Source organism: Bradyrhizobium sp. SRL28 (assembly GCF_018596315.1).
Taxonomy (GTDB): Bacteria; Pseudomonadota; Alphaproteobacteria; order Rhizobiales; family Xanthobacteraceae; genus Bradyrhizobium.
The window spans coordinates 95,706-114,274 of sequence record NZ_JAHEAG010000011.1 but is presented as its reverse complement, the minus strand read 5'-3'; the positions used below and the strand labels follow the sequence as shown (position 1 = coordinate 114,274).

The 18,569-nt window shown below is 63.5% G+C and carries 15 protein-coding genes and 1 tRNA gene; 7 read left to right on the top strand and 9 right to left on the bottom strand.

The window, feature by feature from the left end; translation table 11 throughout:
* Positions 1–27: 27 nt before the first annotated feature.
* The 6 genes from KIP88_RS22415 to KIP88_RS22390 are packed head-to-tail and all read right to left on the bottom strand — an operon-like array spanning position 28 to position 6,323.
* The gene (locus KIP88_RS22415) at positions 28–1,092 is read right to left on the bottom strand and encodes an ABC transporter substrate-binding protein (RefSeq protein WP_214490162.1); all 1,065 of its coding nucleotides are present in this window, start codon (positions 1,090–1,092) and stop codon (positions 28–30) included.
* Positions 1,093–1,136: 44 nt separating this feature from the next.
* The gene (locus tag KIP88_RS22410) at positions 1,137–2,195 is read right to left on the bottom strand and encodes a histone deacetylase family protein (RefSeq protein ID WP_214490161.1); all 1,059 of its coding nucleotides are present in this window, start codon (positions 2,193–2,195) and stop codon (positions 1,137–1,139) included.
* A gap of 7 nt (positions 2,196–2,202) precedes the next feature.
* Complete coding sequence (locus KIP88_RS22405) at positions 2,203–3,066, bottom strand: ABC transporter permease (RefSeq protein WP_214490160.1); 864 nt, start codon at positions 3,064–3,066, stop codon at positions 2,203–2,205.
* Complete coding sequence (locus KIP88_RS22400) at positions 3,066–3,905, bottom strand: ABC transporter ATP-binding protein (protein WP_214490159.1); 840 nt, start codon at positions 3,903–3,905, stop codon at positions 3,066–3,068. The genes KIP88_RS22405 and KIP88_RS22400 overlap by 1 nt, the downstream gene beginning before the upstream one ends.
* A gap of 17 nt (positions 3,906–3,922) precedes the next feature.
* Positions 3,923–5,506, bottom strand: a complete 1,584-nt coding sequence (ggt, locus tag KIP88_RS22395; RefSeq protein ID WP_214490158.1) for a gamma-glutamyltransferase — start codon at positions 5,504–5,506, stop codon at positions 3,923–3,925.
* Positions 5,499–6,323 (bottom strand): IclR family transcriptional regulator, encoded by an 825-nt coding sequence (locus tag KIP88_RS22390; RefSeq protein WP_214490157.1) that lies wholly within the window; start codon positions 6,321–6,323, stop codon positions 5,499–5,501. Before KIP88_RS22390 ends, ggt begins: the two co-directional genes overlap by 8 nt.
* Before the next feature lie 330 nt (positions 6,324–6,653).
* Between KIP88_RS22390 and KIP88_RS22385 the strand changes: the two genes are divergently transcribed.
* From KIP88_RS22385 to KIP88_RS22355, 7 genes are all read left to right on the top strand, one after another.
* Positions 6,654–7,697, top strand: coding sequence for a LacI family DNA-binding transcriptional regulator (locus tag KIP88_RS22385; RefSeq protein ID WP_214490156.1), 1,044 nt, complete (start codon positions 6,654–6,656; stop codon positions 7,695–7,697).
* A 78-nt stretch (positions 7,698–7,775) separates the two neighbouring features.
* Positions 7,776–9,233: a xylulokinase gene (xylB, locus tag KIP88_RS22380; protein WP_214490155.1), complete on the top strand. Its 1,458-nt coding sequence runs from the start codon at positions 7,776–7,778 to the stop codon at positions 9,231–9,233.
* Positions 9,230–10,552, top strand: coding sequence for a xylose isomerase (gene xylA, locus KIP88_RS22375; protein WP_214490154.1), 1,323 nt, complete (start codon positions 9,230–9,232; stop codon positions 10,550–10,552). The genes xylB and xylA overlap by 4 nt, the downstream gene beginning before the upstream one ends.
* A 13-nt stretch (positions 10,553–10,565) precedes the next feature.
* The gene (locus KIP88_RS22370) at positions 10,566–11,330 is read left to right on the top strand and encodes an ATP-binding cassette domain-containing protein (protein WP_214490153.1); all 765 of its coding nucleotides are present in this window, start codon (positions 10,566–10,568) and stop codon (positions 11,328–11,330) included.
* A complete protein-coding gene (locus tag KIP88_RS22365; RefSeq protein ID WP_214490152.1) occupies positions 11,330–12,412 on the top strand; it encodes an ABC transporter permease in 1,083 nt (360 codons plus the stop codon). The genes KIP88_RS22370 and KIP88_RS22365 overlap by 1 nt, the downstream gene beginning before the upstream one ends.
* A gap of 87 nt (positions 12,413–12,499) precedes the next feature.
* On the top strand, positions 12,500–13,432 hold the full coding sequence (locus tag KIP88_RS22360) for a sugar-binding protein (protein ID WP_214490151.1): 933 nt from the start codon (positions 12,500–12,502) through the stop codon (positions 13,430–13,432).
* A gap of 90 nt (positions 13,433–13,522) precedes the next feature.
* Complete coding sequence (locus KIP88_RS22355) at positions 13,523–14,500, top strand: aldo/keto reductase (protein ID WP_214490150.1); 978 nt, start codon at positions 13,523–13,525, stop codon at positions 14,498–14,500.
* A 207-nt stretch (positions 14,501–14,707) separates the two neighbouring features.
* Here the strand turns inward: KIP88_RS22355 and KIP88_RS22350 are convergent.
* The 3 genes from KIP88_RS22350 to KIP88_RS22340 form a co-directional block, all read right to left on the bottom strand.
* A tRNA-Lys gene (locus tag KIP88_RS22350) sits at positions 14,708–14,783 on the bottom strand.
* A 144-nt stretch (positions 14,784–14,927) separates the two neighbouring features.
* The gene (locus KIP88_RS22345; RefSeq protein ID WP_214490149.1) at positions 14,928–17,606 is read right to left on the bottom strand and encodes a glycosyltransferase; all 2,679 of its coding nucleotides are present in this window, start codon (positions 17,604–17,606) and stop codon (positions 14,928–14,930) included.
* Between the two features lie 214 nt (positions 17,607–17,820).
* Positions 17,821–18,405: a beta-1-3, beta-1-6-glucan biosynthesis protein gene (locus tag KIP88_RS22340; RefSeq protein ID WP_214490148.1), complete on the bottom strand. Its 585-nt coding sequence runs from the start codon at positions 18,403–18,405 to the stop codon at positions 17,821–17,823.
* Positions 18,406–18,569 lie beyond the last annotated feature (164 nt).

Here is an 18,569-nt window from a genome sequence, read left to right as displayed (position 1 = left end):
TATGCTGTGGACGGGCGACCGGGCGCGTTAACGCGCCAAGGCCTGTTCGACGGACTTGAGGTCGAGGTCCTTGTTGATGTCGCCGACCAGGTCGTTCGTTGCGATCTCCTTCGCATCCATAGGCTGCTTAAGGATCTTCGCGCGCACCAGCCAATCGAGGTAGCTCTGATAGACCTTGAGGTCGCTCTCACCCCACTTCTCGCCGGGCTTGTCGAGCGTCCACTTCTCAGAGACGGTCTTGAGCAGGGTCGCTGTCCGGTCGAGCGCTGCGTCTGGAGCAAGGCCGGTCGGGACGACCTGCGGATAGACCTCCTGGAAGATAGCGGCGGCCTGACGCGTATTCTTCAGGGTGTAAACCACGCCCATGGTGTAAGCGCGTGTCAGGCGCACCAGCAAATCCCGCTTGCTTCTGATCGAGTCAGCACTCGCCACGAAGCTATTGGCGGGGAAGGACTCGATTACAGGATCCTCGAGCATGCGCATGGGGACGCCTGCGAGAGCCATCAGCGTGTATTGCGTGTCCCACTGGCTGACCGCATCGATCTCCTTGCGCTGGAGCAGGACGACGCTTTGCGCCGGTTGACCCGACACAACGACGCGGATATCGCGGTCGGGGTCGAGGCCGGCATCGGAGGCTCCCGAGCGGGCCAGCACGACGCCTGCCGAGGCCATGGAGGTCACCCCGATTTTCTTGTCTTTTAGATCCGCATATTTCTTGATGGGGCTGTCCACCGGCACTGCGACGCCAAAAATGTTACGGCGGTAGGCAGTATAGAAAACCTGCATCTTCACGCCAGTCTGGTGCAGGATCGCGACCGGTTCTGGGGTGGCGACCGCGACCAGCACCTCGCCTGTCGCAACGTTGCGGACGCAGTCCGAAGATCCCGGAAAGTTCACCAGTTCGACTTCGATGCCCTCCTGCTTGAACCAGCCAAACTTGGTGGCAACCGCGATCGGGGCGACCCCATGCGTTATCACGCTCGTGCACCAGCCCAGGCGCACTTTGTCCAGTGCGAATGCGGGCGAGGTCGTGCCTGCAACGGCAATCACTGACCAAAGGGCGAGGCCAGCACCTAGATAGGTATGACGCATCTTGCTCTCCAGTTCTGTTGCACGTTGGTTGAGGTGACATCTCGTCAGGTCCGTTTGTGTCGTGAGCAGAATGCACCGATAAAGGCTGCGGCGGCGTTCTCGGAGGCCTCGAGCGAATAGCCGCCCTCCTGCACGATGAGCGTTGGAAGCTGCAGATCGGCCAGCAATTCGCCGACTCGCGCAAAGGCGTCCGTCGAGACATCGAGCAGGGATAGCGGGTCGTCGCGGTGGGCGTCCCAGCCGGCCGACACCACGAGCACCTCGGTCTTGTGCGCACGCGCGGCTTCAACGAGATTTCGGCAGGCGTCGAGAAAGACTTCGTCGCCGCTGCCGGGGGCAAGCGGCACGTTGACGTTGGCGCTGAGCCCTTCTCCCTCGCCGCGCTCGTCGGCGTAACCCGAGAAGTAGGGATAGTAGGACGTCGGGTCGGTGTGCACGGATGCGAACAGCACGTCGTTGCGGGCATAAAAGACCGCCTGCGTGCCGTCTCCGTGATGCGTGTCGAAATCGAGGATGGCCACTTTGCCTGCCCGCTTGCCGATGAGATCGGCGGCAATGGCGGCGTTGTTGAGGAAGCAGAAGCCGGAGGCGCGGTCGGCGAATGCATGATGTCCCGGCGGCCGGCAAAGCGCGAATGCAGAGGGGGCGCCATCGATAACCGCGTGCGCCGCAGACAGCGCGGCCTGCGCCGATTCGTAAACCGCGCTCCAGGTGCCGGCGCCGATGGCGCAATTGAGGTCGCCGATGTACCAGCCCGCCTGGGCGTTGACCACGCTGCAAAGCGGTCTGGACGAAGGGTTGAGGGCCGATCCTTTCCCGCGGTACGGATGCGTGTTCGGCAGGACCTCCGGCCCTGCCTTGGGATTGGCTGCCCAGCGCACGTAGCTGGAGGCGAGAAAGTCGACATAGTCGGCGCTGTGCACGGCTTCGATGGCTTCGCGGCCATGGTCGGCAGGTGGCGTTTCCTTCAGGCCGGCCTCGGTCAGCCTGCGGGCAAGCACCTCCAGCCGATCCGGATTTTCGACGGGCGGGGAGAGCTTGCCGAGCAGCATGATCTGCTGGGGACGGTGCTCAAGCTGGCGTTTTGAGTAATAGACCTTCATGGCAAGTTCACTTCTGCGATGCGGGGATCGCGGCGTCGGCTTGGGGCGCCTTCGGCTCGGCGATGGTCGTGTCGGCGGCGGCTCCGGGGTCAACCCGCCCGAGACGCTCCCAGAACAGCACCCGGTTGCGGATCATGATCAGCGTCTGATTGAGCACGAGCCCGACGACCGCCAAAATGATCAGGACGGAAAACGACCCGGCGACGTCCATCATGAAATTCATGCTTTGCATCAGCATGCCGAGCCCGGCATCCGCACCGAGAAACTCGGTGACAACCGTGCCGATCAGCGACAGCGCCATGGCGATCTCGAGACCCGCCATGATGAAGGGCAGGGCGCTCGGAAGCCGCAGCATGGTGAATACCTGTCGTTCGCTGCCGCCGAGCGAACGGATGAGGTCGATGCGGTCCTTGTCTGCAGAGTTCAATCCGGAGATCGTGTTGATCATCATCGGAAAGAAAGCCACGAGTGCCGCCGTTACGATCTTGGACGTTACGCCGAGGCCGAACCAGAGAACGAACAGCGGCGCGAGCGCGACCTTCGGCATCGACTGGAACATGATGATGTAGGGGTAGATGAAGTAGGCGAAACGCCGGTTGAGTGCGACGGCCACTCCAAGTGCGAGGCCGAGGGATCCGCCAAGCGCAAAGCCGGCTAGCACCTCGAACAACGTCACCGCGCCGTGATAGAGATAGAGCCCGTTGGTCAAGCCGCGCCAAAGGCCTTCGGCCACGGCGGACGCAGACGGCAAGATGAACGCGGGAATTTTGAAGAGAACCGGGCTTGCCTGCCAGATGACGAGTACGAGGCACAGCAGCAAGATGCTCAAAATTCGATTCTTGGCGGTGTCTAGCGAGGAGAGGTCAGGCATCAGTCCATAACTCCAGCTGTGCCGAAATGGGCGCGGACGCGGCGGACGTACTCGCCAAATGGCGGCGTGGTCATCATGTCGAGCGTCCGTTCACGAGGAAGGTCGATGTCGAGCACCTCCGCGATGCGGCCCGGCCGGGGCGTCATCACAACGACCCGGTCGGCGAGAAACACGGCCTCGGAGATCGAATGGGTGATGAACAGAATGGTCTTGCTCTGGGCCATCCAGAGGCGCTGCAATTCGACGTTCATGTGCTCGCGCGTCATGGCGTCGAGCGCTCCGAACGGCTCGTCCATGAGCAGCATCGCCGGATCGTGCACCAGGGCGCGGACAATGCCGACCCGCTGCTGCATGCCGCCGGAGAGCTCGGCGGGATAGCGCTGTTCGAACTCACTCAATCCAACGAGATTGATGAGTTCACGCGCCCGCGACAGATACTTCTTGCGATCAAGCTTCTGGACGTCGATCGGGATCAGAACGTTGTCGAGAACAGTGCGCCAGGGAAACAGCACGGGTGACTGGAACACGACGCCGATGTCGTGTCGTGGCCCTTCCAGCTTGCGATCACCGAACCAGACAGTTCCCGAGCTGGTCGGGATCAGTCCTGCGAGAATACGAAGCAACGTCGATTTTCCGCAGCCTGACGGACCCACAACCGCGACGAATTCGGCGAGGCCGATATCGAGATTGATTTCCTGAAGCGCGGTCACGATCGGCCCACGACCGCCGAACAACTTGCCGACTTCGTTGATGCGGATGAAATCGCGTGAGCTCGAGGCGCCGGCCGGGCGGTGCTCCGGATTTGCTTCCGCGGTGGATGCACCCTTCAACAGCGTCATTGCTCACTTCCCTCCGACTAAAAAACTAGAGCCATGCCGTCCTTGCGATGGTCAGACGCGCCAAACATGATTCCCCGCTGCCGATCGATCCAGATCGCTTGCGCGCCTCCGATCGGGAAGTCGGACCAGTTGACCGTGTGTCCACGGCGGGCGAGTTCGTCGTACGCCGTCTGCGAGATTGTCTTTTCAAGCGATAGCTTTCCGTCGAAAGCGAATGAACGTGGCGCGTCGCTTGCTGCCTGGATGTCGAGTCCGCTGTCGAGAATCTTTGAGAGAAAGTGCGCATGGCCCGTGGCCTGGTAGTGGCCTCCCATCACCCCAAACGGCATGATCGGCTTGCCGTCGCGGAAAAGCAGCCCGGGAATAATCGTGTGCAGCGGCCGCTTGTGGGGCGCGATGACGCAGGGGTGCGTGGGGTCCGTCCGGAATCCGCTTCCTCGGTTGTGCAGGAGAACGCCCGTGGTCGGTTCGAAAATGCCGCTGCCGAACGGCGCGAACAGCGAGTTGATCAACGACACCGCGTTGAGGTCGCGATCGACCGCGCAAACATACACGGTGTCCTTGTGCTCGGTCAGGTCCCAGTCTTCAGGCAGCGAGGCCTTGCCGGGATCGATGCGATCTCTGATCCGGGCGGTAAATGCGTCCGAAAGAAACCGCGCAACTGGAGTGTCGCCCTGCGTCGGGTCGCAAAAGTAGGAATCGCGGGCGCGATACGCCGCCTTGGTGGCCTCGGCAAGAAGATGGATACGATCCGCCTCGCTGTGCCGGCTGTCCCCAAGCGCCAGATTTTCGATAACGCGCAGGATCATGAGGGCGGCCAGACCCTGTCCGGGCGGCGGACACTCGTAGACCTTATATCCGCGATAGCTGGTCTCGACCGGCTGCACATAATCGCAGCGATGCCGGGCGAAGTCTTCCTCCTGATGCAACCCACCGGCCTCGCGCAGTTTGGCAGTCAGGGCCTTGGCTACCTTGCCGGTGTAGAATCCGGCCGCACCCTCGCGACTGATGCAACGCAGGGTTTCGGCAAGCGCACGGTTGCGGAAGAGGTCGCCAACCTCTGGTGCTCGACCGCCGGGGAGATACGCGGCGCGGGTCGCCGGATCTACCGAGAGCTTCTCGATTTGCCTGCCCCAATCCCAGGCGACGCGAGGCGTCACGCGCATGCCTTCCTCGGCAAGGCGGATCGCTGGCGCAAGAATCTCTGAAAGTGGCTTCGATCCGTGGTCCCGGTTCAGTGTGCACCACGCCGATATCGCACCGGGTATCGTAACAGCATGGGCGGAGTTTGGTGGGATTTCACGGATGTCACGATCGACGTACCATTCGGCTTTTGCCGCGCCAGGCGCACGGCCTGAACCGTCAAGCGCGATCGGTGCCGCGCCGCCCATCGAGAACAGTGCGAAGCAGTCGCCACCTATGCCGGTCATGTGCGGCTCGACAACAGCCAGTACGGCGATGGCGGCGAGGGCAGCGTCGACCGCATTGCCGCCCGATCGCAGCACATCGAGGCCGGCCATGGAAGCAGCCGGATGCGACGCGCAGATCATGCCGTTCTCGCCAACCGCCATCGATCGGCCTTGCTTCGTGAAATCACGCACCGCCTGCAGCCTCCATGGAAATTTGCCGGGCGGCGCGCGCGAGGCGCGGCCCGATCTCGTTCTCGAGTTGCGCGGCGGTGACCTCAGATGGCATTCCACCGCAATTGAAAGCCAGAACCGCGCCGTCAGCCGTCACGACGGGGGCGCCGACCGCGTAGACATCTGGCTGGCGATCGCCGAGGGACACACAGAACCCGCGCTTGGCAATCGACTCGAAGGCCGTGTCGATCCGCGCTCGCACGCCGCGCCACTCGCTGCGTGGCCACTGTAGTCGGATCCGCCGCAGCATCGCCTCGCGCTCATCCTCCGCCAGGGCGAACAGATAGGCGCGGCCCATGGCCGACGTCTCGATCGGCAGCCGCGAGCCCAGGTCGAACCGCGCTGGCCGCATTTGCGGATGATGCGCCGTCTCGATCGTGAGCATGACCAGTTGGTCGCGCATGCCGACCGATGCCGGTAAGCGCGAGAAGTCCGCAATTTCCTGCAGGACGGGGCGGGCGGCGATGCGGTGGGGCATGCCGGCGAGCAGCGAATGGCATAAGGCGACGATACCGGCGCCGAGCTGGTAGTGCCCGGTGCGCGGAACGATCGACAGGTAGCCGAGCGCGACAAGTGTCTGGCTCAAACGCGAGATCGTCGGCTTCGACAGGCCTGTGCGCTCGGCCAGTTCACTGTTGCTCAGAGAATTTTCGCCGGGCTTAAACGCCCGGAGCACCGACAGGCCGCGCGCCACAGCCTGCACGAGCCGAACATCGTCCGAGGAAGCCTCCAACGTGTCGGTGCTGGTCTTCCGCTCGACCGCAGTCAGTCTGGCCATGGAACCTCAATACGCATTTCAGAATTTAATTTCACTCCTCGAAATTAATTGTGTCAAGTGTGCCTGCGCGAAAACAAGAGGCAAAGACCGATGGGATATCAGGCACGATGTCTTCAAATCGCACGCGCCGGTGCCATTGCTCGCACCTGCGAGACCAAATTCGACGGGCCATTATGAATGCGAGACCTGATCACGATCAGCAGCCGCTCGGCAGCAAAGTCCGCAAGATGACGGGCCGCTAAGGCGCGCCCGCGGCGCTGCCGGGTCCACAGTGTCGCGTTCCTCAAAATGAGTTGCGCACCTCAAATAACCTCTGTTAGCCTTCAACTCATGAAGGAGCCGGACGCCGACAGCCCTCTCACGCTCAGGGACATCGCCCGCCAGGCTGGCGTCAGCCTCGCGACGGTCGATCGCGTCCTGCACAACCGGCCCGGCGTGCGGCCGGACACGGTCCGCCGTGTCAAGGAGACGATCGCGCGAAACTCCTTCCAGCCGCATGTGGCCGGGGCCGAGCTCGCGCGTGGCCGCTTCAGGCGCTTCGCCTTCGTGATGCCGTCGGGGCCGAACCTGTTCATGCAGCAGATCCAGTCCTATCTCGGCGAAATGTCGGGCTGGCTGTCGGCCCGCCGCCTCGCGCTCAAGATGGTCGCGACCGACGTATTCGACGCCTCCGTTCTCGCGAGCTCGCTGGAGGCCCTTGCCGGCGAGTATGACGGCGTCGCGGTCGTCGCGCTCGATCATCCGGGCGTGCGGGCCGCCATCAACGATCTCGTCGATGGCGGCGCCAAGGTGGTGACGCTGGTCTCTGACGTGCCGTCGTCGCGCCGCCATCATTATGTCGGCATCGATAATATCGCCGCCGGGCGCACCGCCGGCGCGCTGGTCGGCCGCCTCGTTGGTGCACGATCCGGCAAGGTCGCGATCGTCGCCGGCTCGCAAGGCCTGCGCGACCATGCCGAGCGCATCTTCGGCTTCAATCAGGTGATGGCGTCGGAATTTCCTGGGCTTAACGTGCTGCCTGTGCTCGAAGGGCGCGACGAGGACGAGCGTTCGGAACAGCTCATGTCGCGGCTGCTCGGCAAACATCCTGACATCGTCGGCCTCTACAATGTTGGCGCCGGCACGCAAGGCGTTGCCAAGGCCCTGATCGATTCCGGTCGCGAGAAGCAAGTGGTGTTCGTCGGGCACGACGTCACCTCGCTGACACGCAAGCTCTTGTTGCAAGGCGTGATGGATGCGGCGATCTCGCAAAACCCGGGACATGAGGCCCGCGCCGCCGTGCGCGTGCTGCTCGCGCTCGCCCGCGGCGAGCCGATCCTCAGTGAACAGGAGAAGATCCGGATCGACATCGTGATGCGGGACAATCTGCCGTAGCCGGCAGAACTGGTTGCAAGACGGTCCGATAGGGATGAGGCGACGAAGATCGCCAAGCGGGCCGGAAGGGAGGACGACGTGTATCTCGGGATGGACATCGGCACGTCCGGTGTGAAGGCGGTGCTTGTGAACGAGGCTGGCGCGATCGTCGCTACAGCCGCGCGCGAGCTTGCGCTCTCGCATCCCGCGCCGATGTGGTCCGAGCAGGATCCGGACGCCTGGGTTGATGCGGCGATCGGCGCCGTCGACGATCTTGCGTCCGCTCATCCGCGCGACGTCGCGCAGGTGCGTGGCATCGGTCTCTCCGGCCAGATGCACGGCGCGACCTTGCTCGGCGAGGACGGCCGTCCGCTGCGTCCGGCGATCCTGTGGAATGACGGCCGGTCCCATGCCGAATGTGAGAGGCTCGAGGAGTGCTGTCCGTCGCTCCACGCCATCGCCGGCAATCTGGCGATGCCGGGCTTCACCGCGCCAAAGCTGCTCTGGATGGCCCGCCACGAGCCGGAGATTTTCGAGCAGGTCGCAAAAGTGCTGCTGCCAAAGGCCTACGTGCGCTACCGCCTGACTGGCGAGATGGTCGAGGACATGTCGGACGCCGCCGGCACGCTCTGGCTCGATGTCGGTCAGCGCCGCTGGTCTGAGTTGCTGCTCCATGCCACGGGGCTCGATCTCCACCACATGCCGCGCCTGGTCGAAGGCAGCGAGATCAGCGCGGCGCTCTCTCCCGAATTTTCCAGGCGCTGGGGCATGGCGAAGGATGTCGTGTTTGCCGGCGGCGCGGGAGACTGTGCCGCGAGCGCTATCGGGCTCGGCGCCATTACGCCCGGCGATGCGTTCCTGTCGCTGGGAACTTCAGGCGTCGTGTTTCGCGTTACTGACAGTTTCGCGCCGGCGCCGGCGTCGGCTGTGCACGCTTTCTGTCATGCGCTTCCACGTCTCTGGCACCAGATGGGCGTGATGCTGGCGGCGGCCGCCTCGCTCGCCTGGCTTTCGGGCGTCATGGCGACGCCTGCCGCCGCGCTGCTGGCGCCGCTCGGCGCGACCGTCCGCGGACCGAGCCCAGTCAAGTTCCTTCCCTATCTCGATGGCGAGCGCACGCCACACAACGACGCCGCTGCCAGCGGCGCGTTCGTGGGTCTTCGCGGCGCGACGGCGCGCGATCAGATCGTCCAGGCCGTGCTCGAAGGCGTGGCCTTCGCCGCGCGCGACAACCTCGCGGCGCTCGGCAGCGCCAGCTCCGCGATCGCGGAGGTCGATCTTGTAGGCGGCGGCTCGCGCTCGGCGCTGTGGGCGCAGATCTGCGCCGATGTGCTCGGCATTCCCGTCCACCGCGTCGAGGAGGGCGAGGTCGGTGCAGCGCTTGGCGCGGCACGGCTCGGCCGGCTTGCCGCAACCAACGAAAACCCTGCGCATGTCTGCGCGCGTCCGCGGCGGATTGCGAGCTTCACGCCGCGTGTGTCTGCGCAGGCGGCCTACGATGAAGCCTATCACCAGTGGCGAAAACTATATCCTGCGCTGAAGGAGTTCTCCCCGTGAACGCATCACCGAAATTCTTCGGAGCGAGTGCGCCGGTCGCCTATGGCGGCAAGGACGCCAAGAGCCCGCTCGCGTTCCGCTGGTACGACAAGGATCGCGTCGTGCGCGGACGGCGGCTCGAGGATCACCTGCGTTTCGCGGTCTGCTACTGGCATTCGTTCTGCTGGCCAGGCGGCGATCCGTTCGGCGGCGAGACATTCCTGCGGCCCTGGCATCATGGCATGGATGCGATGGCGCTTGCGCACGCCAAGGCCGATATCGCCTTCGAATTGTTCCGCCTGCTCGACGTGCCCTTCTTCACCTTCCACGACGTCGACGCCGCGCCGGAAGGCGCCTCGCTCGCCGAATCGGTCGCCAACCTCAACGCGATCGCCGATCTCTTCGAACGAAAGATGGCGTCTTCCAAGGTGCGCCTGCTCTGGGGGACGGCCAATCTGTTCACGCATCGCCGCTACATGGCCGGCGCCGCGACCAATCCGGATCCGGACATTTTCACCTATGCCGCCGGCCAGGTGCGGGCTGCGCTCGAGGTGACCAACCGTTTGGGCGGGCAGAACTATGTGCTGTGGGGTGGGCGCGAAGGCTATGAGACGCTGCTCAACACCGACATCAAGCGCGAGCTCGACCAACTCGGCCGTTTCGTCTCGCTGGTGGTCGAGCACAAGCACAGAATAGGTTTCAAGGGACCGATCCTGATCGAGCCGAAGCCGAAGGAGCCGACCAAGCATCAATATGATTTCGACGTCGCCACCTGCTACGGCTTCCTGCAGCGCTATGACCTTCTGAATGACGTCAAGCTCAACATCGAGCAGAACCACGCCATCCTTGCCGGCCATTCGTTCCAGCACGAGATCGCGCTGGCACAGGCGCTCGGCGTGTTCGGCTCGCTCGACATCAACCGCGGCGACGATCTGCTCGGCTGGGATACCGACCAGTTCGCGATGAACGTGCCGGAGCTGGCGCTGGCGTTCCACGACATCCTCAAAGCCGGCGGCTTCACCACGGGCGGTCTCAATTTCGACGCCAAGATCAGGCGGCAATCGATCGATCCAGACGATCTGATCCACGCCCATGTCGGCTCGATGGATGCCTGCGCGCGGGCGCTCCTGGCCGCCGCCGACATGCTCGATGCCGCGGCGCTCACGGCGCCGGTCGCGGAACGTTACGCCGGATGGGCTGATGCCGAGGGACGTGCGATCCTCGCCGGCCAGCGATCGCTTGCAGATCTCGCTGATCGCGCGCTGGTACCCGGTTTCGATCCGCAGCCGCGTTCGGGTCGTCAGGAATATTTGGAATCACTGGTCAACCGGTACGTCTGAGCGAGGCCTTAGCATGGAAACCGCAGGTGCAGCCGGGCAGCCGGTTCTGGAATTGACTGATATCGGCAAAGAGTTCGGCGCGATCCGTGCGCTGCACGGCGTCGACATGCAGGTCTTCCCCGGCGAGGTGGTCGGCCTGATGGGCGACAACGGTGCGGGCAAGTCGACGCTGGTGAAGATCATCGCCGGCAATTTCCGTCCCAGCCAAGGCGAGGTCCGTTTCGACGGCAATGTGGTCCATTTCTACCGCCCCATCGATGCCCGCGCGGTCGGGATCGAGGTCGTCTATCAGGACCTGGCGCTTGCCGACAATCTCACGGCGGCGGCCAACGTCTTCCTTGGCCGCGAGCTCAAGCGAAAATTCGGCCCGTTCGCGTTCCTCGATCACAATGCAATGGCGGCACGCGCGCTGGAGCTGTTCGGCGAGCTGCGCTCGGAGACCAGGCCGCACGATCTCGTCAAGCAGATGTCCGGCGGCCAGCGCCAAGCGGTTGCGATCGCACGCACCCGCCTGTCGAACGCCAGGCTCGTGATGATGGACGAGCCGACCGCGGCGATTTCGGTCCGCCAGGTCGAGCAGGTGCTGGGCCTGATCCATCGGCTGAAAGAGCAGGGCGTCGCCGTCATGCTGATCTCCCACCGCATGCCCGACGTCTTCGCGGTCTGCGACCGCGTCATCGTTATGCGCCGCGGCGAGAAGCGGGCGGACAAGCCGATCCGCCATACCAGTCCCGAAGAGGTCACCGCCCTGATCACCGGCGCGAAGGAGGCTGCGTGATGGCCATGCCGCTGGAAACTCCAATTTCCTTCACCAATGTCGGCCGCATCAAATGGTGGCAGCGCGGCATCTTCGCATCGCAAACCGGCTACGTTCTGCTGGCGCTGTTGGGGCTAATGATCGCGATGCATTTTGCCAGCCCCTACTTCTTCACGCAGGGCAACATGCAGAACGTGGCGAAGAACTTTTCCTTCATCGCCATTGCTACGCTTGGCATCACTTTTGTGATCATCACCGGCGGCATCGATCTGTCGGTCGGATCGATGATGTGCTTCTCCGCCATGATCACCTCCATGGTGATGTCCGGCCTGTCGACGCCGGGCATGCCAGGGGCGTCCCTGTTCGTGCATCTGGCTGCGGACGGCAAGACCGTGGTCGCCAATGTGCCGGGGCTGATCCTGCTCCTCTCGATCCTGGCGGGGCTTGTCGTCGCGCTGATCGTCGGCCTCGTCAACGGCTTCTGCATCGCCGTGCTCGGGCTGTCGCCCTTTGTCACTACCCTCGGCATGCTCTCGATCGTCCGCGGTCTCGGCTATGTCGTCTCCAACGGGCGCGGCAGCTTTCCGGGCGGACCGGATGCCGAATATTTCTACGCGCTGACATCGGGCGAGCTGTTCGGCGTACCGGCGCCTTTCATCTATCTCGTGATCCTCGCGGTAGTCATGGCGATTGTGCTGCATCACACCAGCTTCGGCCGTCACGTCTTCGCGCTCGGCGGCAACGAGAAGGCGGCGGAATTGACCGGCATCCCAGTCGTACGGGTCAAGATCGAAGTCTACGTGATTTGCGCGTTGGCCGCGGGGCTGCAGGGCATCATCGTCTCGGGCTGGCTGGGGTCTGCGCCTGCGAACATGGCGACATCCTACGAGCTCAACGTGATCGCAGCGGCGGTGATCGGCGGCGCCAATCTCGCCGGTGGCGTCGGCGGTTCGCTCGGGGCCATCGTCGGCTGCGTGCTGCTCGAGGTCATCCGCAACGGCCTCGTGCTCGCGCAGGTCAGCTCCTACTGGCAGCAGACGCTGGTGGGCGTGATCATCATTCTGGCCGTGCTAGTCGACCGCATCCGTTCGCGCATCACTTGAGATTACTCCGGAAGAAGCAACGAGCGCATCGTCTATCCGCCTTCCGGAGCCTTCAATTCAAAGGATAGGCACAAAGTGGAGGGAACCATGAGGAAGATACTTCTTGCCGGCATGGCCGTCGCGATGATGGCAACTCCGGCATTCGCCCAGACCTACAAGTTCGTGATCGTGCCCAAGGCGATGAACAACCCGTTCTTCGACGTCGCGCGCGACGGCTGCCTGAAACGCGCCAAGGAGCTCGGTAACGTCGAATGCATCTATAAGGGGCCGGTCGAGCACGAGCCGGCGACGCAGGCGCAGATCATCCAGGATTTCATCACGCAAAAGGTCGATGGCCTTGCGATTTCGGTCGCCGACGTCGCCGCGATGACCAAGTCGATCGACGCCGCGACCGCGGCCGGCATTCCCGTCATCACCTTCGATGCGGATGCGCCGGGCTCCAAGCGCCTTGCCTATATCGGCACCAACAACAAGGATTTTGGCCTCGCGCTCGGCAAGCAGTTGCTTCAGCTCAAGCCCGAAGGCGGCAAGTATGCCGTCGTCTCGGGTGGCCCCGGCGCCAAGAACCTCGCCGAGCGCGTCGATGGCGTGCGCGAGGCGCTCAAGGGATCGAAGTGGACCGAGGTCGCGGGCTCGCCGACCTTCTGCAACGACGATCCTGCGCTCGCGGTGCAGCAGATGGCGGATCTGCGCACCGCGACGCCGGACCTGGGGGCGATTGTGCCGGTCGGCGGCTGGCCGATGTTCGCGCCCGAAGGCTACAAGGCCTTCGTTAACAAGAACAAGAAGGACATCGACGCCGGCAAGCTGACGCTCGTCGTCGCCGATACGCTGAAGATGCAGCTCGAACTGCTGCGTGACGGTTATTCCAACGCGCTGACCGGACAGCGCCCGTTCGAGATGGGCGAGAAGGCGATGGACGCTCTGCTCGCCATCAAGAAGGGCGAGAAGGTCCCCGAGGTGATCTATACCGGGCTCGACCTCGTGACCAAGGGCAACGTCGCCCAATTGTTGAAGTAGGAACGTTCTCAGCCCCAACGTTCCGGCGCATTCACTCCCCCAGCTCGCGGGGGAGTGAATGTTGCTTTTCGACCTCGGAAGGATCTTGAAATGAAACGTGCGCGGCTCGCGGAGGGGCTCGACGTCACGGCGATCGGCCTTGGAACGGCTCCGCTCGGTGGATTGTTCTCGCCGGTCAGCGACGCCGATGCAGAAGCGACGATCGAGCGCGCCTGGTCGCTCGGTGTCCGTTTCTTCGACACCGCACCGCTTTACGGTTTTGGCTTGGCCGAGCGTCGCCTGGGCCATTTTCTGCGCCGGCAAAAGCGGGATTCATTCGCGATTTCGACCAAGGTCGGACGCCTGCTGCGCCCGGCCACTGCCGCTCCGGAAGACGACCACTACAAGGGAACCCCCGCCGAGCGGCCGCAATTCGATTTCAGCTATGACGGCGTGATGCGCTCGGTTGATGAAAGCCTCGACCGCCTCGGGCTCGATCGCGTCGATGTTCTGCTCGTCCACGATCCGGATGACCATTATGACGATGCCGTCACCGGTGCCTTCCGTGCGCTCCGGCGTTTGCGCGACGATGGCACGGTCAAGGCGATCGGCGCCGGCATGAATCAATCCGGGATGCTCGCCCGTTTCACTGACGCCGCGCCGGTCGATTGCTTCCTGCTGGCGGGCCGCTACACGCTGCTCGACCAGAACGCGCTGACGACGTTGTTTCCGGTCTGCCATGCGAAGCGCATAGGCATCATTCTCGGCGGCATCTATAACAGCGGTATCCTCGCCAATCCGCGCGCCGGCGCGAAGTTCAATTACGAAGACGCCGATGCGGCGCTTCTAGCCCGCGCGCTGGCGCTGGAGGCGCTGTGCCGCAAGCATGGCACGGAGCTCAAGGCCGCCGCAGTCCAGTTCTGCATGGCCCACCCGGCGGTAACGGTCGCGCTGCAAGGCGCGCGCACCGCTGCGGAGGTTTCCGATAACGTCGCGATGGCCGAGCGGTTGGTGCCCGCCGCCTTCTGGCAGGAACTGCGCGAGCGCAAGTTGGTCGATGTATCAGCACCACTGCCGGGTGGAGCCTGACCCATGGTAATCGACGGTCATCAGCATTTCTGGGATCCCACGCGCCCTGGATGGAGGCGCCTGAACTCGCGCGGATTCGCTGCTGTCTGCGCTCCGCAAAGAACGGCTGGAGAACAAACTTTGTAAACTGGTTTACAATTAGGGCTCAGAAGCGCTCTAGGCGTCGCTGCCGAAGATTCCTAACGCATTGATCGCGTTTGTCTTTGTTGGTGAGCGCGGAGGGACTCGAACCCTCGACCCCATGATTAAAAGTCACGTGCTCTACCGCCTGAGCTACGCGCTCACTTGCCGCGCTGTGTAGGGGGCGGGCCCCTGCGGGTCAATAGTGCCGGCGCGACAAAATCGGCACTCGCCCAAGGCAAATTTTCTTTGTGCCCGTGACGCTTAGCACGGCTTGTTGAAGCGGACAGGGCCTGTTCATCCACCGTCAGTTCGCCTCGCGGCGAATTTCCGACGCAACCGGCTGGGACTGGCTGCCGACGGTCGGCAGGCTGACCGGGCGCAGCCCGATCAGTTCCGCCGTCCGCACCGCGCTGTTGCGCCAGAAGGCGAAGGAATTGGTGCGGGAGTTTTCCAAAAGCGCGATCGCGACCGCCGCGAGGAACGGCAGGCTTTGCAGCACCAGCACGCCTGCGAAGATGTAAATCTCGTGCACCTGCTTGTAGCCGTTCGTTACGATCAGCACGGCGGCGCCGATCAGGAGCAGCACGCCGATCACGGCTTCCCAGAACGCCTGGAATTCGATCGACATCCGCGACAGGCCGCCCTTGGAGGTGCGGGCGAAGGCGAGATGCTCGGTGATCAGGCCCTGGGCCACGGCGCGCGACACCGTCCATTGCACGCTCATCGCGGCAATCATGGCGCCCAGCATCTGGCCGGCCTTGATATTCACCCGCAACCGATAGAGCGCGACGAAATGCACCAGCGAGACGACGAAGGAGGCGATGATCGGCAGTGTCAGGATTTTATCGGGGATGGCGATGTCGGCGAAGGCGACGATCGGCACCCAGATCAGGTTGAGAATCGCGACCACCACGCCCAGGCTTTCGGCCCCTAACCAGTTCAGCCAGCCGAGCGAGAATTCGCGGCGCTGGTCCGGTGTCAGCCGGCTCGCGCCGGGCATGAAGCGCCGCCAGTGCTTCTTGACGATCTGGAAGCCGCCATAGGCCCAACGATGGCGCTGCTTCTTGAACGCTTCATAGGTGTCGGGCAGGAGGCCCTCGCCATAGCGGACGTTGGTATAGTGCGTCAGCCAGCCCTGCTGCTGGATGGTCAGGCCGAGATCGGTGTCTTCGCAGATGGTGTCGCTGGACCAGCCGCCGGCCATGTCCATCGCGGAACGGCGGATCAGGCACATCGTGCCGTGCACGATGATGGCATTGCATTCGTTGCGCTGGACCATGCCGATGTCGAAGAATCCGGCATATTCGCCGTTCATGATGTAGTGCATCAGCGAGCGGTCGCCGTCGCGATGTTCCTGCGGCGCCTGCACCAGGCCGACGCGTGGGTCGGCGAACACAGGAACCAGATCCTTCAGCCAGTCCGGATGCACGACATAGTCGGCGTCGATGATGCCGATGATTTCAGCGTCGACTGCCGTGCGCTCCATGGCGATGCGCAGGGCGCCCGCCTTGAAGCCCTGCACCTTCTCGGCGTTGATGAACTTGAAGCGCTCACCAAGCGTGCGGCAGTGATCCTGGATGGGCTGCCAGAACTCCGGGTCGGGCGTGTTGTTGATGATGCAGACGCATTCGAAGTTCGGATAGTCGAGCCGCGACACCGCATCGAGTGTCTGCTTCAGCATCTCGACCGGCTCGAAATAGGCGGGGATGTGGATCGAGACCTTCGGGAAGACGACGTTCTCGCCGATGGTGGCGGGCGCTAACGGCGCGCTCTTGGTGATCAGCCGGCGCGTGCCGCGGCCGAAGGCGATCGCTGCGATTTCGTCGATGCGCGCCATCGCGATCAGGACCAGCGGAACCAGCAGGATCAGGCCGAGCGTCAGCGCGAAGGCCGAGCCGAACACGAAATAGTGCCCGGCCCAGTAGGCGAACACGGTGGAAGTCCAGGCGCCGACGCCGCTCGCGGCCGCTGAAAGCACCAGCGCCTGCATGATGGTCGGCTGCTCGATCCGCAGGATCGGCAGCGACATCAGGATGCCGACCAGCAGCGCGATCGCAGCCAGCTTCCAGTAGTTCTCGTTCACGATCGGGCCGGTCCACGCGAATTTCGGTTCGCGGGAAGCATCGAGAATGCCCCAATAGGGTCCAACGCCGCCTTCGAAGAATTTCCAGGGCTGATCGATCGCCTCGACGACGTTGTAGTCCATGCCGATGGCTTCGGCGCGGGTGACGAAATTGCGCAGCACCGCGGCCTGTTCGAACGGGCCGGGGTCGGCATTTCTCAAATTATATCCGGCGCTCGGCCAGCCGAATTCGGCAATCACGATTCGCTTGCCGGGAAACTGGTCACGCAGCAGTTGGAACATGGCCACCGCCTGATCGACGGCCTGCTTGGAGGTGAAGTTTTCCCAATAGGGCAGCACGTGCGCGGCGATGAAATCGACGGAGGACGCCAGTTCCGGATTGTCGCGCCAGATGTTCCAGATTTCGCCCGTCGTCACGGGGACGTTGACGGACTTCTTCACCTGCTTGATCAGCTCGATCAGGTCATCGATCTTCTGCTCGCCGCGGAAAATGGTTTCGTTGCCGACGACGATGCCGTTGACGTTGCTGTTGCGCTTGGCGAGGCTGATCGCCGCCTCGATCTCGCGCTTGTTGCGGTCGGCATTCTTGTCGATCCAGGCGCCGACGGTGACCTTGAGGCCGAACTCGGCGGCGATCGGCGGCACCAGTTCGACACCACCGGTCGAGGAATAGAGACGGATCGCGCGGGTGATCGTCGACAGCTTCTTCAGGTCGGCGCGGATTTTTTCGACCTGCGGGATATTATCGACGTCCGGATGGGCGCTACCCTCGAACGGCGCATAGGAGACACTTGGCAGAATGCCCCTGAAATCGGGCGCCGCCTGCTTTTCCTGAAACAGGCCCCACAGCCCGGCGTGAGCTGCAGTGACAAACAGCAGAACGGCAACGATGGCACGCATCGGAGACTAAACCATACGGGGCTGTAATTTATGGGAAGCGAACCTGTCCCCTAGGTTCGACCGGCACGGCGGCATCATAAGGATAGTCCTGCCGTGCGTTTTCACAACTGGTATGACGCCATGACTTTTTTAAGGACGGCGTCTTAAGGGCTCAGTCGATCCAACACAGCATAGATAGGATCGTTCCGCTGAACGTATCCTGAATGCCGGACGTCTATTTCGCCGGCGCGGCAGGCGCGGGGCTGGGGGCCGGCGAGGGCGCAGCGGCCGGTGCAGGCGTCGCATTGCCGGCGGTCGCAGGCGCCCCTGGCGCCGGGTTGGCCGCCGCAGCGGTCTGGGGCTGGGCGCCCGGGTTGATCCAGCAGACGTGGATGCGGCTGTCGAGGGTTTCGGCCACCTTGGGATCGATCTGTCCGCCAAAGCGGGTCAGGCAGCGGAAGGTCGCCTGGACATGGCCGCCGGGGCAGCCGAACCGATCGTAGAGATCGAGGTGGCGGAATGCGGTGTCGAGGTCGTCGCGCCACATCAGGCGCACGACGCGTCGGCCGAGCCAGACGCATTCCGGGTTTCCGCCCGGGCCGTTGATGGCCTGGGCCGCCTCGACGAATTCGTCGGTTTTCCGCTGATTATCCTTCGTGGGGTCGGCCTGATTGCCGGCCGGTGCCTTGCCTTGCTGATCCTGCGGGGCGGGGGTGCCGCTCTGGGCGAACGCGCCAGCCGATCCGATCAGGAGGGCCAGGCCGGCAGCGGCGAAGCGCCTCAAAACCGCAACTCTTGGATCAAGCAACCGTCGACGCATACATTCCCCGATTAGTTTCCAGCCACGCGGCTGGTGTGGTGGTCTGGCTTGTTGCCGCCCAAATTGGTCCCCAATGCGGCGGACAGGCCCGGCGATTCAAATGACGGGTATTTCAGATTTTGTCCAGCAAAGTCACAACTTTATCATGGCGGTGGTAAAACTGC

What these genes read in the sequence shown, in the direction of transcription:
- KIP88_RS22415 (WP_214490162.1), bottom strand. Translation starts at nt 1,092, where the DNA reads ATGCGTCATACCTATCTAGGTGCTGGCCTCGCCCTTTGGTCAGTGATT.
- KIP88_RS22410 (WP_214490161.1), bottom strand. Translation starts at nt 2,195, where the DNA reads ATGAAGGTCTATTACTCAAAACGCCAGCTTGAGCACCGTCCCCAGCAG.
- KIP88_RS22405 (WP_214490160.1), bottom strand. Translation starts at nt 3,066, where the DNA reads ATGCCTGACCTCTCCTCGCTAGACACCGCCAAGAATCGAATTTTGAGC.
- KIP88_RS22400 (WP_214490159.1), bottom strand. Translation starts at nt 3,905, where the DNA reads ATGACGCTGTTGAAGGGTGCATCCACCGCGGAAGCAAATCCGGAGCAC.
- KIP88_RS22390 (WP_214490157.1), bottom strand. Translation starts at nt 6,323, where the DNA reads ATGGCCAGACTGACTGCGGTCGAGCGGAAGACCAGCACCGACACGTTG.
- KIP88_RS22385 (WP_214490156.1), top strand. Translation starts at nt 6,654, where the DNA reads ATGAAGGAGCCGGACGCCGACAGCCCTCTCACGCTCAGGGACATCGCC.
- KIP88_RS22370 (WP_214490153.1), top strand. Translation starts at nt 10,566, where the DNA reads ATGGAAACCGCAGGTGCAGCCGGGCAGCCGGTTCTGGAATTGACTGAT.
- KIP88_RS22365 (WP_214490152.1), top strand. Translation starts at nt 11,330, where the DNA reads ATGGCCATGCCGCTGGAAACTCCAATTTCCTTCACCAATGTCGGCCGC.
- KIP88_RS22360 (WP_214490151.1), top strand. Translation starts at nt 12,500, where the DNA reads ATGAGGAAGATACTTCTTGCCGGCATGGCCGTCGCGATGATGGCAACT.
- KIP88_RS22355 (WP_214490150.1), top strand. Translation starts at nt 13,523, where the DNA reads ATGAAACGTGCGCGGCTCGCGGAGGGGCTCGACGTCACGGCGATCGGC.
- KIP88_RS22345 (WP_214490149.1), bottom strand. Translation starts at nt 17,606, where the DNA reads ATGCGTGCCATCGTTGCCGTTCTGCTGTTTGTCACTGCAGCTCACGCC.
- KIP88_RS22340 (WP_214490148.1), bottom strand. Translation starts at nt 18,405, where the DNA reads ATGCGTCGACGGTTGCTTGATCCAAGAGTTGCGGTTTTGAGGCGCTTC.